We start from the raw sequence: 15,046 nt of genomic DNA on the forward strand, positions 1-15,046 counted from the left end.
GATCACCCACCCGTAGGGCCGCGTCGGCGCAGCCGACCGGTGCTGCAGGCCTTCGGCCGAAGCATGGGGAGACCGGTTTAGTGCTTGTGGGGGAGAGAGGACAGAGGGCACTCTCCCCCTCTCGGTGAGTTGAAAATCTATGAGGCCGTAGGCCGTAGTCGTCTTCGCACCGTCAGCAGATTGCGGCGGAGCTGAGGAACAGAGCTAAGCGCTCCATTTCGTTTAGAAGATCTGCGCGCGCGGCATTATTTGAAGGTGGCCAACTGCCACGGCGGAGATCGCCAGTGTGGTATTCCATTTGTTCGGGGCAGAACGAGGAGATGGCATGGTTCGACAGAACCTTTCCCGCGAGGAATTGTTCGCGTTGGTTTGGGAGAAACCGACCCAAGAGGTGGCCAAGGAGCTTGGCGTATCGGATGTTGCGGTCGGCAAGCTCTGCGCGCGCCTGCAGGTTCCGAAGCCACCGCGCGGATACTGGGCGAAAGTGGAGGCAGGCCAAATCTTACGTCGTCCACCGCTGGGTGCTTTCCGTGAGGAAATAGAACGTCGCCGCCGGGAATCGGTTCGGGCCAGATCAGCGGAATTACTGTCGAAATTGCAGCAACAGTTCTATCGAGCGGCGCTCTCCGACTTGCAAGGTCGCGGGATCGATGTGAGCGGAGCCGAGCTCCGAGGGGGCCGGCTCCCCGAGGTAAGTCCTGATGTTGCCGCACAGGTCCTGCTGGCAATTCAAGACCGTGGGCATGAGTGGGTTAAGGCGGGGAAGGTGGCCGCGACTTGGGCGCATCCAGCACAGAATAGCCTGGCAGGCCTTGTCGGCAGGCTGTTGCCGCTGGCCCGGCCACAGCTATTGGTGTTTGAGAACGCATACAAGAAAAGCTGGTCCACTGCAGATGGTCCAGTAGTCTTCGTGCGCCTGACTTCAAACCTCCAGGAGCGGATCGCTGCTCTTGTCCGCTTCGTCCGCGACCAAAGGCTCCAGCACGTGGTCATGCCGCTCATGGCGACCGATCATGCCTGGTCTGTTCGTCACGTCTTCACGCCCGAGTCGCGTCTCTTTCTTGACAGCACTCTTTGCGTTTCGGCAGCAGAGCTGTGGGTGGAATACACCCGCAAGGCTTGGCGCGATGAAGATCCGCCGGAGCGCTATGTGACCGGCAGGCTGGCACTGAAAGAGATCATGCCGATTGACCATATGCCTGAGCGTGAGGTGTCGTTTTCACCGACTATCACGAGGGCGTCAGTAGCGCCCTATCGCGAGCGGCTTCTTGCCTTTCTCGAGGCGGAGCGGGTGAACGAGATGATGCTCAACGCTGCCTACGCAATCGAACGAGAAGTTCCCAACGAGACGCTGGCCATCGCGGACCGGCTATGGTTCGGGGAAAAGCGACCATTTTCATCCGCGCGTGAGGCGTGGCGCCAGATCGAGGGGGAATTGGAGCGCTGGGAAGGAGAGCTCGAAAGCGAACGCTCCATGTTAGCGCAGGCGATTCTTGGGATCGAGGTGGGAGACATCGTGACAATCGAACAACACGGCGGCCTTCTGCGGCTTTCGGTAACAGGGGTCACTCTCTATGCCAGCGACGATCATGTCACCTTCGCAGTAAACGGCACGCGATTTCGGAAGGATGGCACCGTTGGCAAACGGCAGGAAGCGTTCAGCTTCCAATTCAAACGAGAGGGCTTGAACGAACGCAGGTAAAGAGAGGCTAGGATGCGAGCCATGTCTAAGCCGCGCTGATCCGGAGGATTGCCAGACTGGTAAACTGGGGGCCGACGCCAACTTCATATTCGCCGGGCCGATTTGTCCGCACACGATAGAAACCGGTTCAAGCTCGAACCCGCCAGTAGAATGTAAGGCGGCAAGGCGAGCGAATAGTGACCGCAATTCAGTTCCAAAACATTCGGCCTGACTCCGGCGTCCTTCAGCTTCTGAATGAGGCGTCTCGATAGGTCGGGCAAAACCACTTTGTCTCTCTTAGCCAACACGACGTGAAGATGGAGACCAGGCCGTGCCAGATTATGCGCGTAATTCTCCAAGTTGAGCGGACCCCATGCCCTTCGGAGATCGGTGAGCTCAATTACAGGCTCAAGGCTATCACGTATCGATCGGGTCGCGCGCCCCGTCCAAACCATGTCTGCGAGACTACCCGCCGTCAAAAATAACGAGGCCTTCGATACGGCCGGATCATGCGCAGCGATCAATCCCGCAACCCAGGAGCCAAGGCTCATGCCGAGAACCGAGACCTCTCGATAGCCTTCGCTCTTCAGCCAGCGGATGAGCTTTCGCCCGTCCCATACGGCCTGCCTTACAGACTGGATCGTTCGGCCGAGATTCGAACTAAGCATATAATCGGCGTACAGCGAGCCGGGACGGATGCGCTCGAAGTGATAAGGCATAGCAATCTCGACAACCGTGATCCCACGCTGCGAGAAAAACTTGGCAATCTGACGATTTCGGGCGCTGGCATTCCAGTGATGAAAAATCAACAATGCCTGATCGAGCGAGCCGCTCTCGGTGACTTTTGCCCAAACGACGTTGTTCTCTTCGACGTCAGTAGAAATGTCAGATGGAAATCTGAGCCACCCGTCGTGCCTTTCAAAGCCCTGACCGCTCCCGCTCGGCTCATCGTAAAAGCTTGAATCAGACAGGGCCTGGTCCGCAAGGACACAAAACTCGTCGAAAGTTTCTATCCTCGTCTCGCCCGGAAAGGCCCGGCCGGCGTCGAGGATGAAATCCGTTACTTTCTTCGCTTCCTCACCGCGCCGCGCCCGCCGCTCGTCCCAACGATCAAGCCAATTATGATACACTCTGGTTGCTTCCTAACTCGCTTGCTCGCCATCGCCCAAACTCTGGATCAAAGAGGCCGTATGTCGCGAGCAGCACTCCAACGCCGAGGAGGATCGAAAAGCCCTCAAAGGCATCGATCAACAAGTAGCTGGCAAAGAGCAACCCTACGACTGCAGACATCCTCCATAGAGGCACGCGAAACCGCTTTCCGACACCCAAGCGGATGGAACCGTACAGAAAAACGATACAGGTCGAAATGGCGACCAGGAGACTGCTGTAATGCGTTGGCATTCTATAGCTGAAGCTATTTCCGCCGTCGTGGCGCTCATACAGGGCCGAAGACATATCGTCGGCTATCCAGGTCACGATATCTCCTCCGTTCGAGCTTAGGTAAGAGCTTTGGACCTTCATGCATATGGCGACCAGAACACCCAGGACAGTACACCGGAAAATTCCCCGCATCACCCTAAGGCCGATTTCACCGCCCTCGCGCCGATGTTCCACCGGTCGTATCGTTGATGCCTCTTCAATTCTCCAGAGATCATGGACGATCGTATGAAGCAGAATGAGGCCCGCGAAAAAAAGATAAAAGCAGAGGCACATGTAGAGATATGCGAGTGCCGTGAAAACAATCGAAACTGGCACTGATATGACGTCAGGTTGCACAATCGCTAACGTGCCCCAACTGGTCGCGTAGTCGTCACCGCCTTCTAGCAGCGGGATCAAACAAACGCCGATCCACTGAAGAAGACCCGCGAACAAGACACAGATCAAGAAAACCGCCCAGTATGTGTACGAATAAGCTTGAACGTTGCGCGTCCAGGCATCGTCGCTTTCCAACCGGTCGCCCGGCGCTACCAGTCTGAAGCGCGCGTCATGTTTCCAGAAGACCAGCAGCTCTATCACGAACGCGAAAAATAGCGGCAAGAGCACCATGAAGAGGAACGTCCAGTTCGGTGCCCATAGAAAACCGACCTGCTTAACGACACCATCCGCCCTGCTATAGGTGGCGCTGTGGATCCCCACGATATACGACAAAAACCCAAGGGCGGAGGCACCCGCGAATATCGACGCCGGTAGATTCAAGGGAGATCCATGGCTAAAAAGCGCCTCAGATATTCTCGCCAAGCTGAAACCCTGTCTTCGCCGGGTGGCATCAATGCCTTGTGGCAGATCGCCCGCAGGATGCGTCTGATCATCGACCGTCACAGGCGGCGGCATATCTGGAACCCGCAGCGCCGTGCTGCTACCCGCCTTCTTCGAATCTCGCCTCTTGGCGGTTAGCCGTGATTGCGCCGCGCTAAGCTCTATCTGCCATTCGCTTGTTGCTGCCGGATCATCGCACCCAAAAATCCTTGCCAGCCAACGAATGTTGGCGGTGCTAATTCCCTTGTCATTCTCTTGAAACCAGAGCTGCACTGTTCGCAGATCGACGCCGATCCGGTTGGAATCGATCTGTGAAATCGCCTCTGCGAGAAGTTCGGGCGTCCATGGGCCCGTGGGGAACCCATCACTGCCAAATGGCCGGCCCGCTCCCGCCGCAGCCAATTGTTTGAATAGCTCTTTGAAATCGCTCCCGTCCTTCGGCGGAGGAAGAAAAAACTTTCCGTTTTTTATCAACGGTTTACCGGCCCTGTTTTCGTTTCGCTTCGCTGGATTTCGTTTCCTATCGTGCCTCTGCCCTCAAAATACGGCCATTTCTGTTGAACGCAACTTTGTGGCGCTTCCAAGATGGAGCGTGCAACTGCCGGGAGGAGGGATCCTTTTGCCATCGATGAGGCACTCAACCATGTCAATTCTGCCATCGTCAGCGTTCCAGCATCCTACAGAGGCCGACAGCTTCTCAACTTTGCTTCGGTGCCATAGCAGGGGGCTCAGTTCATTCAGACTGCACACGGCGTTGAATGCGTTAGCTTCCGATGGCATTTCGTACGTAGAAATCGCGGGACCTTCGGGCGGGGCGGAAACTGCTGTTTCCCCTTCCCTTCGCGAGCTGATGGATCGTCATATTCTTGCGCAACGGGCGGCTACGGATGCCGTTCGTGCGTGGGATGAGCGCAGGGCAGCGGGCGAGGTTACGAACGTCGCCTATGCAAACGGACTGTTGGGCGTTGCGAGCGATGAACAAGCCCGTTGGCTGGCGATCGTAAACTACAGGCCGCGGAGCGATCGAGAATCGAGGATGAAGCTGACCTATATGGCGGCTTACCTGATCGCAACACGCGGCACCTTGAACGCCAATGAGATGGATTCCGTATTGGAAACCCCTTGCGACCGCCCAAGCACATCCATTTCCTGAGTCTCCTTTATGCCGATTGCACAATAGTGTGCTGAGACCACACTGCTGGTGTCGAGATAGTTATGTTATAACATCGCATAAGATAGCTTATGGAACTAAGTCATTGATTATGAAAGCATAACGCCAACGGATGGCTTGCGCGTCAGGGCGTTTTTGCGAGTCCAGTGCTGCGCATGTTCCATGGCAATGCGAATTTCTTAATAAGTCCGAGTTCGAGCCCGGCGCTGCCGTGGACCGGCAGGCCGCTCCATTCCAGATCAGGCGGCGAAGCGACATAAATTTCGATTACGTGAAGGCCAAGAAGTTCGGCTTTAATCATCGCGTTGAGCCTCTGGCTTGTCCGCTGGGAAATACCCGGTCTGCCGTAGAAATAGAGCCGTTTAGACAAGCCCATGGTCGCAACGCCGACATACTGAGCGATGCCGGCCTTGACGAAGGCATAGACACCGATTTCCTTTGGTACTGGACCTTCCAGGACGAGACTGTCGCCAGAAAGCATCCAGCGGCCTAATTTGCGAAACCCGCCTTCAACGAGTATTTCCACGCTCAGCGGCGGCTTTCCGGCCGCGGACATTGAGGCTGTTTCAACGCGTTGGTGCGCAGCGGTGACTTTCGCGGCCTTTGTCAGCCGTTGGCCATTCAGCACGTTGTAAGCGTGCTGGTAGCGGATGCCCATTTGCTTCGCGATTTCCGCCGTCTTGAGGCCAGCGGCCGCTAGTGCTCGAATTTGATCGGCCTTTGTCATGTGGTTTGATCCAACTTTGCCGATAACCTTGGAACTACGGTCAGAGCTTCGGCAAAAGCCTCCGCCCGTTGGATCAACAGAAAATCGGGATCAACCATCGTAAACCATCGTTGCCGCTGGACATACGAGCTGGCACCCGGAGCGCGGGGAACTGAAACGTTTGTGCGAAGCGTCGCAACCTGCCCCGCATGCGCCTCGTCCTGCAGGCGCGCGTGCAATTGCTTCACAAGCACGTCATGGGGCATGTTTCGGCCGGGGAACGTGATGAACACGATTGCCCGGCCGGGCCGACGCAAGCGCCGAATTTCCGCAAATGTTGCGTGCTTTTCAGTTTCCGCGCCTAGTCCATTGTCTGGATCGAGAAAGACGAGATCGGCTCCTTCGAGCGCTTCACGTTTGCGCCTGCCCCATTCGGCGCGATCTACGCGGGCCGGCATTGGTTCTCGATGGAAGATCGAGCCTGCTGGCCAGAGGGCGGCGCTTTCGAGCGCGGCGACCGTTCGGGATGGCAGTGAGGAAAGCCCGGCGTGCAACTCGGCATCTAACACTTGCCAAGCGGGTTCATTACGCCATTCCAGATGTTTTCCGTCGGGTCGGCCGTCATCGCCGGGCGCGTAATACCATGCCACGCCTAGCGTCCGATCGGCTGCGGCCAAGGAGCGCAGAAACGCAAATTTCAGTACATCGCTTACATCGCCGGCGTATTGATCTCGCATGAGGTCCCCTATCCGTCAGTTCCTATTGAGCCCCATTTGGCGGCTTTGAAGCTTGTGTTTCCAGCGAACTTCGAGCGCGATCAGATCCGCAGCCGCCGCACCGGTGCCGACCGTCTCGAGGATCGAAACTTGATAGTCGCTGGGATCGCGGCTCTTCAATCCGACATTCCCGCCGTGTCCGGTCGCGAAATATTCTCTCCATCGACCCATGAAACCGTCGAAGCCGGATGCCATGCCCACATACTGTTCGCGCGTCTTGGGGCACGTCAGAAGGTAGATACCGCGTGTGGCCGACAATGCCGCAGCCCAGGTCGCCGGGATGCTTTCGATTTCAGAAAGGTTGAGGATAAGGGCCTGAAAGCCCGGAAAGGGGGGCTCGCCAAGATTGCGGCGGATCTCAACAACCGGTTTTGCACCGCTATCTCCTCTCTGTATCCAAGAACGATAACCGTTACCCCAATCGACCCAAAGGCGACCCGCAAATTCAGCCAGCTCTGACCGGAATTCAAGCTTATAGAGGTGACAGGTTCCGGCCTCCTCAATGCCACCAGTAACGGGATGCGCCCGATCGGCAGACAACACGCCGACCAGCTCGGCCGAATAGAGCCCTACGAATAGTGTTTCTCGACCAGGTACGCCGACGAAGGAGGCCCAATAGGGGGCTCGCAATCTCGCCTCGTCATTGATCGATTGGGTCTCCTGATAAGCCTCAAAGCGATCGCGGTGATCTCGCCACAGGGTATAAGGCGAGTGGTACCCGGTGTACCGATTGTCTTGGTGACGAAGAAGCCTAACTGCACTTCGCTCTATACCGACAAGATCTAGTAAATTGCCAAATGACAGCACGTTCTGAATCCCCGCCTGCGGACTCAAATGCAGTAATCCCGGCCGGTTTGCAATTGCCGCCCACGACAAAAGACGGGCCATGAAACATGGCGTAATCTCGAAAAATGCAGATGCACGCAGAAAGGAGTATGCTGTATTCATTAATCGGGCGGCCATGACTAAGCGATGATTTACTCTCATCCCAAAACCAAGGAGTGGCGTAATGGAACGCCGCGACTACCAATCCAAGGCTATCAGTGCTGACGAAGTTGAAATGCTCAGCAACGTGTTCGAGCAGTTGTTGCACCAATACCAGATTCCCCGAGATGGACAGGCAGCTGAAGATCTTGCCGCCCGGCTGGTGGAGATCTAGCAGTCAGGCGTGCGCGACGTTGAAATGCTGACAAAGGTCGCATTGCGCGCATGAGGACTCTCTATCTCGACCGCTTGGCCTCATAGTCGAGTACTGCACAGAAAGGGCTCAGGACGGCTAGATCAGCATCGGTTCTTCGGCGCTCTCGAGCGGTAGCAGCATCATTGCGTCGGAAGGCAACGGCCTTTGGAGTTGCTTTGCGTCCTTCCATTCTGCAGTAAGCCAAAGCTCGATCTCTGCCGGCTCCGTCAGGATGACCGGCATGGCCTTCGGATGGATCGGCTTCACAATTTCATTGGCATCGCAGGTCAGGAAACCGAATAGCTCGTGTTCGCCGGCGCGCGGATTCTTCATGGATCCGCGTTCTCCCTTCCAGGGCGTCCAGATCCCGGCAAAGAAGGCGAGCGGCTCGCTCTTATCGAGCGCAAACCAGCGCGCCGTTTTCTTCGGACTCGTGTCCTCGTATTCACAGAATGCCGTCCACGGCACGATGCAGCGATATTGCGGTGCCAACCAGCGCCGCCAGTGCGGTGAATCGACGTTGCGAATGTTGGTGACGCCGTAATCCGGTTTGCCCTTGGTGACGAAAGGCGGCGACGGCATCCCCCAGGTGAGATTCACCAGTTCGCGTTCGCCGTCGGCATTCCGGATGACCGGCCCGGCTTTGTCGGGAAACACTTCCGTCGTCGGGTTTGCCCGGTTGGTCATGTCCCGGTGAGGCCTGGTCGCGTGCCACAGTTCGTCAAACTCAGCTTCGATCCGGTACCGATTGCACATGCATCCCCCTTATCCGTCGCGGTGCGCCCTGCCGATCCGAAAGCCGTTACCTTTCGTGTTCCCGCACTTGGTGCATTTGAGCAGCGGCCGAAGTCCCTCGAGTGTAACGTCGTGACCATACTTGCCAGCGATGGCCCATCGGTCAACCCATTGGTTGTGGTCGCACTTGGAGCAGCGCGCGCCGAGCAGTTGATCGTTCGCGAGATCGGCGAGCCGCAGATGACCTATGCTGCGATCCGGATCTATGACTCCCTTGTGAGGAACCAAATCAATACCGCGCCGATGGCGCATCGACCCCCCTCCTCCTTATCGTCGGGGCTTTCCTATGAAGATGGTGTTGCCGTCCCTGTTTTCGCAATTGTTGCATCGCATCCGCGGCGCAAGCCATAGGATGCTCTGCCTTTTGCCGAAGCGAGCGGCCAGAGCGCGCCGGTTAAGCCGATCGGTGTGACCGCAACGCCGGCACTTGCATAACACCTCGCACCATTCCGGGAGGTTCGCGAAAGTGATCTTATCGGGGGCGCCGGCTGGGGCCGCATCACCAGCCGGCTCCGTCGAGAGGCAGACAACTCCCCCGGAGGCATTTCGTATGTGAGCTTGCAGCGATCCCGGTAGAGATTGGCGCTCTTTGCGCAGCCGATCGCGGCCGAGATTTCACCGAGGAGCGCCGGCATGCTGCGATCGCCGATCCGGTCAAACAGCGCCTTTGCGTCATATTGCCTCTGTACGCCGCATTCGCATTTGACGCGGATCTTCTTCCAGTACAGTCGCTCCGACAGCCACCATGTGCCCGATTTAGGCATGTTTCGGCTTCCACTCCGGCCGATGCTCCATGCAGAACCATCGCGGTTCGGGCTTGCCTGCTGCAAATCCGAAAGAGCCCCATTTCTTGCAGCCAGGATGCTCGCACCAGTGCTGGTGGAGCGCTGTTTCCTTGCGCCCAGTGGAGCCTGCTTCGTCGCTCATCGTTGTGTCGCTGTCCGTTCAATTGTAGATGTGTTCCTAAAATGTTCTCGTTGGCGACTACAGTCAATGGCGAGGCGAGCACTCCTCATTGGAGGAACAACGTTAGCAAGCATGGCTGTCGCAACAGAGGGAGCGCAGCGAAAACACCAATCCACTCAATCAGCTAGCCATGCGCGGTCGGACGCATACCGTCTTGTGCTGGCGTCGATGGCTTTGCTGTTGATGTAAAACAGGAAAGAACCCTTCGTTCTTGTAATACGAAAAGTCCTGAGCTAGGCTTTTCTCGTATTTCCGATTCGAGGGGGACAAATGGGACGGCCGAAGGCTAATAAACCAAGAAACACAATCACTAACGTTCGGCTGACCGAAGAGGAACGAGCATCCTTCGATGAGATGGCCGCCGGGCACGGCTTTGACAACATCAGCGAGTACATCCGCTTCCTGCACAACCATCATGTCAGTTCAGCGGCGCAGGCAGCGCCGCCGGAAGACTTCAAGGCCCGCTACCCGAAGCGCCTAATCCGGTCTTTCCACAAGACTCGGCTGGGGGAAATGGTTTGGGGCGATTCACGGGCCTGGCTGTTCGACACGAAGGCCGGCAGCGTAGACCTCATCATGACCAGCCCGCCATTCGGGCTGGTGCGGAAGAAGAGCTACGGCAATGAGGATGCAGACGAATACTGTAACTGGTTTCGTCCCTTTGCCGAGGGCTTCAAGCGCGTGTTGAAGGATAACGGCAGCCTTGTGATCGACATCGGCGGCGCCTGGATTCCGGGGCAGCCAACCCGTAGTCTGTATCACTTCAAGCTGTTGGTCATGCTGGTGGAGGAATACGGCTTCCACCTGTGCCAGGAGCACTATTGGTGGAATCCGGCCAAGTTGCCGTCACCCGCCGAATGGGTGAACGTGCGCCGCGTGCGCGTGAAAGACGCCGTAAACACAATCTGGTGGCTATCTAAGACCCCATTTCCAAAGGCCAACAATCGTCGCGTGCTGGCGCCTTACAGCAAGTCCATGCAGGACCTGCTCCGCAATGGGTATGTCGCCAAGCTGCGACCGTCCGGGCACGATATTTCATCTAAATTCCAGAAGGACAATGGCGGTTCCGTACCACCTAACTTGTTGGCGGTTGCTAACACCGAGTCCACGAGCCGCTACCAGGAATACTGCCGCGATAACAACATCCCGATCCACCCGGCGCGCTTCCCGCCCCAGCTACCCGAATACTTTATCCGGTTTCTAACCGATCCCGGTGATCTTGTGATCGATCCGTTCGGCGGTTCCTGCGTCACTGGTGCTGTAGCCGAAGCGCTCGACCGAAAGTGGGTGTGTTGTGAAATGTCGGAAGAGTACTTGAACGGCGCGCTGTCACGCTTCGACCCGAAGCCGGCCCCGCTGCCCAGGGATCGTTCCGCCAATTATGAGATTGCGCCCCCGTGCGCGGTGCCGGTTGATGAGGCTGATGTTCCGCTCTTCGCCGATGGTGGCGCAAAGCGACCGCCATCGACTAAGGAGGAACCGCCACAGCCGCAGCCCAAGCGTCGAGACCGTGCGGCTGCGTGAGCGTCTCAAAGTCAACGCTGAAAGGCGCCGGTGAGGTGTGTGCCGTCCGCGCCGGCGCATTGCGGGATAACGCGACGAGCGACCGTGCCAGCAATGGCCCGGTTGCGTCCGCCGCGGCGTAGCTTCGCCCATAGCGCACGACTTGATTAACCGCCTCACGAAAACGAGTGGTCGCCGTGTCGCCGGCGATGTATTTGACCTCGACCACGGCCGCCACGGCATCCTGATCGCGGTCCACCACGACCAGATCGGGACGTTCCGTGCCGGTGGCGATGCCATAGTCTTTCAGGACATCGCGCGTGACCATCTCCGAGGGCTCTAGCGGGGCCGGCGTGTGGTAATGCGTGATTTGCTGCCAATAGACCGCGAACCGTCCCGCGGTGACGATCGGGCCTGCTGAATTGGACCCAAGCAGATGTAGCTGCAGCGGGCCGCCGGTTACCCGCGCCAGGGCTTCGCCAATCCCCAATCCCACCGCCAGTTCAAAACGCCGCCAGTCCTCGAGCGGTGCGATCAAAGCGGTTCGGGCCACACGGTCCATCGCGTCGCGATCGCCGCGTTCCAGCCCCTGCAGGAGCCGGTAGGCATCGACGGCCAAGCGGTAGAGCGGCCGGCGTGAACGGGCAGCGTCGCGCACCGCGCCAGCGGTCGGCCGTATGCCGAGTGACACTGCCCGCAGTGGTTCGCGCAGCGCCTCGATCCTTTGGACGAGCCGCATTTCGGCCTGTGCCTGCTCGATGACCGGCAGATAAGGCGAATTCGCGCCTTGCCACGAAAGCAGCCGGGCCGTGTAGGCCGCAGCTTCGCGCAGGACCCACGCCAACACCAGATTCGGCCCGGTGTTGAAGCTGCGCACAGGTTCGTGCGCCACCAGGGCCGTCGGCAAGCCGGTCTGCTGGCGGTAGAGCCACGTCCGCCGCGCATCGATCCGGCCACGCGCGATCGCATCATGCACCTGCTCCCGATAGGTCAGCAGGGATTGCGTTTCATGCTGGTGTTCGAGGGCATAGGCCACCAACGTCCGAATGGCGTCGGACACAGCCCAATGTCCTTTGATGACTTCCACGTCGCGGCGATAGTCTAGGCGCGGCACGCCGCCTTCGATGGCGGCGCCACTCCTGAAATACCGCAGCAGCAGCCCGGCCGAGTAATCGACAATGGCCGCATCGAGGCTCATCAGATTGCCACCGCTTCCAGGCGCCTCTTCACCCGCGCGGCTTCCGGCGGGGTGAGGCCGAAGGCAACAGCCGCGGCGTCGGCGATATTGTGCGCGTCTTGTTGAATGATCCCGTCGAGCATGGGCAGGAGCACCATGTCGATGGCATCGACCGCCGCCGTGCGTATTTCTTCGGTCGGTGGCCCAAAGAACGAGCGCCCTGGGGCCAGGATGCGCATCGCCTCGATCGCGTCTATGATCGGGGCTGGGCCGATCACTCGGGCCGCATTGATCGCGCCCCACACGTCTGCCAGCGCGCAGGCGTCTCCCCCCGCCGGCACAGGCGCGGCCGGGTCGGTCTTTGCAATATATTCGGTGATGAAGCCAGCCAGGTTGGTCGGCGCATCGACATAGACCCAGCCAAAGCGCCGGCTAAGCGCATAGGACATCTGGTAGAGCGATGCCTTGTCGATCGAGTTGATCGTGGCAACTAGCCGCCACGCTGGCCCTGGCGCAAATTCATGGTCACTCGCGCCCACCTTGGGTTTCGGCAGGATGGCATAGGGATGGCTGTTCTTGTCGCTCAGGTCGGTGCGATAGGGCAGCGTTGTTTGCTGCCCCGACAGCACAGTGAACAGCGGGCCGATCACCTTATCGATGTCGCAACGGTTGAGCTCGTCGATGATCAGCGGCCGGTCGAAGTTGCGCAGCAGTATCCCCGGCACAAAATCAACGTCCCCGCCGCCGATGGGCTGATAGCCGCCAATGATGTCCTGCGAGCTCCAGTCGGATGAGCCGGTGACCAGCGTCCACTGGCCGCCGGGCAGGCTGCTCGCGATCCACCGTGCCAGCGTTGTCTTGCCAGTCCCCGGTGGGCCGTAGAGCATGATGTGCTGCTTGCCAGATTGCAGCATGGCATTGATTTGCCGATAGACCGAGGCGTCGATACCTAGAAGATCCGGGTTGACCGGAACTTCCAACGTAGCGGGATCGATCGCCTCGACCACCACGTCTGCATCCGCCTCAGCCTCTTCTGCCGCAGCAGCGGCAGCAGCAGGCGGCGGCCCTGCAGCCTTCCAGGCGGCCTCGACCTCATCTTTCAGCCGGGTGGCTTCGGCGTCATCGCTCAGATCGTAAACGCCGATCTGGCCCCCAGCACCGCCCTTCGGGAGGGTGGTAATTGCCGCTTGCAGCGCGTCGACCACTTCGCCGTAAGTCACGTCGCGCTGGGCACCAGCGACTTCGACCGTCTTCACGGTGCCGCGTGGTAGCAACCCGAGCAAGCCGGCGAAGATGTATTGTTCCGCATTCCCGCCCCGTTTGAGCGCACCCGTTGTGATGTCATAGGAGAAGGCGTCCGACGACGATCCGGCGGCCACCGCGCCGTGGAACACGAACAGGGCGTTGACCTCCAAATCATCTGCGCGCGTGAACGCATTTGGCCCGGTCTGAAGCAGCGGCAGAATCCTGACAGCCAGCCCGGCTTTGTCGCCCTGGGCGGTGTTCGAGCTGCCGACGCCCTCTTCCGGCACGGCGCCTGGCAGCCGGGCAATGATCGGATCAACGGTCAGATCGACCTGAAAGAGCCAGCGGATGGGCTTGTTGCCGGAGTAATTGGGATCGCCCCAATTGCCGGCGACTTCGTCCACGGTGTGCTTCCCGAGACTGGCGCCGCCCTTGAAGCCTGACCTGGAGAATTGCAGGTTCTGATCGCGTAGGAACTCGTTGAGCCAGCTGAATACAGCTTGCCGATTTTCTGTTCCTGATGCCATTTTGTCCGCCCCCCGGCTGCTGCTTCTCTATAGCAGTGCAGGAGATGGGCCATTTCTAACGAATTGACCTTGCGACTCACTACGCTGCCGCCGGCACTCTAGCAAAACTCGATTTACAGGGGATTCCCTTTCTTACGGTGCCGTAGCCCTCGCCTTCCCCTGCCCGTGCGGTCGGGCGCTCAGCACCGCCAGGCCGAGGGCTTCTAATGAATACACATCGCATTATTCTCTGACGCCCTTAAATAACCGGTGTCGGAGCTTCTGGTGGTCGGTGCAGGCGCGGTATTCAATCTCAGCGACCAGCGGCGGTTCGGCGAAGACGGCATTCTTCCGCTTCAGGCTCGCCGCCGGCGGTGTCGTCATCTTCGAGCAACCTGCGCAGATCGGCCGACATTCTGTGCGTGAAGCCGGTTCCGACGCCGCCGACATAGACGAGGTCGTCGCCATTGCGCGCGGCCAGCAGCAGCCTGCCAAGCGCGTCGGGTACGGTCTCTGACGGCTGGAAGTCGACGTCACGAACCTATCGGAAGGGATTGCACGTGATCTTCTGTCATCGGCCGCTTCGGCTGGAGCGAGAGTCTCCTCCAGTCCTCGACTCAGATCACGCAGCTTTCTCGACGGCTATCTCCGTGTGGCTGCATCGCTGAGCTGGTGGAGTGAAAAGGAACTGGCGAATTTCCTCCCCTGATGGTCAAGTATTCTCGCCCTGAATTGAATATCTCGGCCACATAGAGCGTTCTTGCGAGGATGGTCTTGCCATACGCGTACATTTCACATATCTACGCTACAGGAATTGCATTTGCGCCACAGAGGGCTTTCTGGAGAAATGAATGTCTGAAACTGATAGGGAGAAATTCGTCCGGTTGGGGACTGCCCGCGTCAACAAGGCGATCAAGGCGATCCAACTGATTGGAAATCTATCAAATAAATCGAACTATTCGTACGAGCAGGCCGACGTCGAGAAGATCTTTCGAGCGCTCACTGCCGAGATTAAAGCCTGCCGCCAAAAATTCGAGTCAGGTAGCTCCCAGGCCGACAGCCAATTTCGCCTAGATTGAGGATT

16 protein-coding genes are annotated in these 15,046 nt (G+C 58.5%); 6 read left to right on the plus strand and 10 right to left on the minus strand.

Going from position 1 to position 15,046, the window contains the following annotated elements; all coding sequences use genetic code 11:
* The first annotated feature begins 325 nt into the window (after positions 1-325).
* Positions 326-1,702, plus strand: a complete 1,377-nt coding sequence (locus PWG15_RS36080) for a hypothetical protein (protein WP_275028135.1) — start codon at positions 326-328, stop codon at positions 1,700-1,702.
* 83 nt (positions 1,703-1,785) lie between these two features.
* Here the strand turns inward: PWG15_RS36080 and PWG15_RS36085 are convergent, their stop codons facing one another.
* Both PWG15_RS36085 and PWG15_RS36090 read right to left on the minus strand, forming a co-directional pair.
* Complete coding sequence (locus PWG15_RS36085; protein ID WP_275028136.1) at positions 1,786-2,811, minus strand: RcgR family putative quorum lactone hydrolase; 1,026 nt, start codon at positions 2,809-2,811, stop codon at positions 1,786-1,788.
* Positions 2,801-4,411, minus strand: a complete 1,611-nt coding sequence (locus tag PWG15_RS36090; protein WP_275028138.1) for an RcgA family putative transporter — start codon at positions 4,409-4,411, stop codon at positions 2,801-2,803. The genes PWG15_RS36085 and PWG15_RS36090 overlap by 11 nt, the downstream gene beginning before the upstream one ends.
* A 376-nt stretch (positions 4,412-4,787) precedes the next feature.
* On the opposite strand from PWG15_RS36090, the gene PWG15_RS36095 reads away from it, so the two are divergent.
* Positions 4,788-5,090 carry a hypothetical protein gene (locus PWG15_RS36095; RefSeq protein WP_275028159.1) on the plus strand — a complete coding sequence of 101 codons (303 nt, stop codon included), beginning with the start codon at positions 4,788-4,790 and terminating at the stop codon, positions 5,088-5,090.
* 142 nt (positions 5,091-5,232) lie between these two features.
* Here the strand turns inward: PWG15_RS36095 and PWG15_RS36100 are convergent, their stop codons facing one another.
* From PWG15_RS36100 to PWG15_RS36110, 3 genes are read right to left on the minus strand one after another with little or no spacing between them, the layout of a single operon-like run.
* Positions 5,233-5,835 (minus strand): GIY-YIG nuclease family protein, encoded by a 603-nt coding sequence (locus tag PWG15_RS36100; RefSeq protein ID WP_127664450.1) that lies wholly within the window; start codon positions 5,833-5,835, stop codon positions 5,233-5,235.
* On the minus strand, positions 5,832-6,551 hold the full coding sequence (locus PWG15_RS36105; RefSeq protein WP_275028141.1) for a hypothetical protein: 720 nt from the start codon (positions 6,549-6,551) through the stop codon (positions 5,832-5,834). The genes PWG15_RS36100 and PWG15_RS36105 overlap by 4 nt, the downstream gene beginning before the upstream one ends.
* Positions 6,552-6,566: 15 nt before the next feature.
* On the minus strand, positions 6,567-7,538 hold the full coding sequence (locus PWG15_RS36110) for a GIY-YIG nuclease family protein (RefSeq protein ID WP_275028142.1): 972 nt from the start codon (positions 7,536-7,538) through the stop codon (positions 6,567-6,569).
* 61 nt (positions 7,539-7,599) lie between these two features.
* Here PWG15_RS36110 and PWG15_RS36115 point away from each other — a divergent pair, with 61 nt between their 5' ends.
* Complete coding sequence (locus PWG15_RS36115; protein ID WP_275028143.1) at positions 7,600-7,749, plus strand: hypothetical protein; 150 nt, start codon at positions 7,600-7,602, stop codon at positions 7,747-7,749.
* Positions 7,750-7,866: 117 nt separating this feature from the next.
* Here PWG15_RS36115 and PWG15_RS36120 read toward each other — a convergent pair whose 3' ends face one another.
* The gene (locus PWG15_RS36120) at positions 7,867-8,526 is read right to left on the minus strand and encodes an SOS response-associated peptidase (RefSeq protein ID WP_275028144.1); all 660 of its coding nucleotides are present in this window, start codon (positions 8,524-8,526) and stop codon (positions 7,867-7,869) included.
* Between PWG15_RS36120 and PWG15_RS36125 the strand changes: the two genes are divergently transcribed.
* Complete coding sequence (locus PWG15_RS36125) at positions 8,479-8,916, plus strand: hypothetical protein (protein WP_275028165.1); 438 nt, start codon at positions 8,479-8,481, stop codon at positions 8,914-8,916. The two genes, PWG15_RS36120 and PWG15_RS36125, sit on opposite strands and share 48 nt — an antisense overlap.
* A 405-nt stretch (positions 8,917-9,321) precedes the next feature.
* Here PWG15_RS36125 and PWG15_RS36525 read toward each other — a convergent pair whose 3' ends face one another.
* On the minus strand, positions 9,322-9,492 hold the full coding sequence (locus PWG15_RS36525; RefSeq protein WP_342457090.1) for an EsV-1-7 cysteine-rich motif-containing protein: 171 nt from the start codon (positions 9,490-9,492) through the stop codon (positions 9,322-9,324).
* Between the two features lie 309 nt (positions 9,493-9,801).
* Between PWG15_RS36525 and PWG15_RS36130 the strand changes: the two genes are divergently transcribed.
* Positions 9,802-11,055, plus strand: a complete 1,254-nt coding sequence (locus tag PWG15_RS36130) for a DNA methyltransferase (protein ID WP_275028145.1) — start codon at positions 9,802-9,804, stop codon at positions 11,053-11,055.
* Here PWG15_RS36130 and PWG15_RS36135 read toward each other — a convergent pair.
* From PWG15_RS36135 to PWG15_RS36655, 3 genes are all read right to left on the minus strand, one after another.
* Positions 11,000-12,232: a hypothetical protein gene (locus PWG15_RS36135; protein ID WP_275028146.1), complete on the minus strand. Its 1,233-nt coding sequence runs from the start codon at positions 12,230-12,232 to the stop codon at positions 11,000-11,002. The two genes, PWG15_RS36130 and PWG15_RS36135, sit on opposite strands and share 56 nt — an antisense overlap.
* On the minus strand, positions 12,232-13,983 hold the full coding sequence (locus PWG15_RS36140; RefSeq protein ID WP_275028148.1) for an AAA family ATPase: 1,752 nt from the start codon (positions 13,981-13,983) through the stop codon (positions 12,232-12,234). The genes PWG15_RS36135 and PWG15_RS36140 overlap by 1 nt, the downstream gene beginning before the upstream one ends.
* A 292-nt stretch (positions 13,984-14,275) precedes the next feature.
* Positions 14,276-14,449, minus strand: coding sequence for an ATP dependent DNA ligase (locus tag PWG15_RS36655; protein ID WP_425536861.1), 174 nt, complete (start codon positions 14,447-14,449; stop codon positions 14,276-14,278).
* A 364-nt stretch (positions 14,450-14,813) separates the two neighbouring features.
* On the opposite strand from PWG15_RS36655, the gene PWG15_RS36150 reads away from it, so the two are divergent.
* Positions 14,814-15,041, plus strand: a complete 228-nt coding sequence (locus tag PWG15_RS36150) for a hypothetical protein (RefSeq protein WP_127664457.1) — start codon at positions 14,814-14,816, stop codon at positions 15,039-15,041.
* The last annotated feature ends 5 nt before the right edge of the window (positions 15,042-15,046 follow it).

Source organism: Ensifer adhaerens (genome assembly GCF_028993555.1).
Taxonomy (GTDB): Bacteria; Pseudomonadota; Alphaproteobacteria; order Rhizobiales; family Rhizobiaceae; genus Ensifer; species Ensifer adhaerens_I.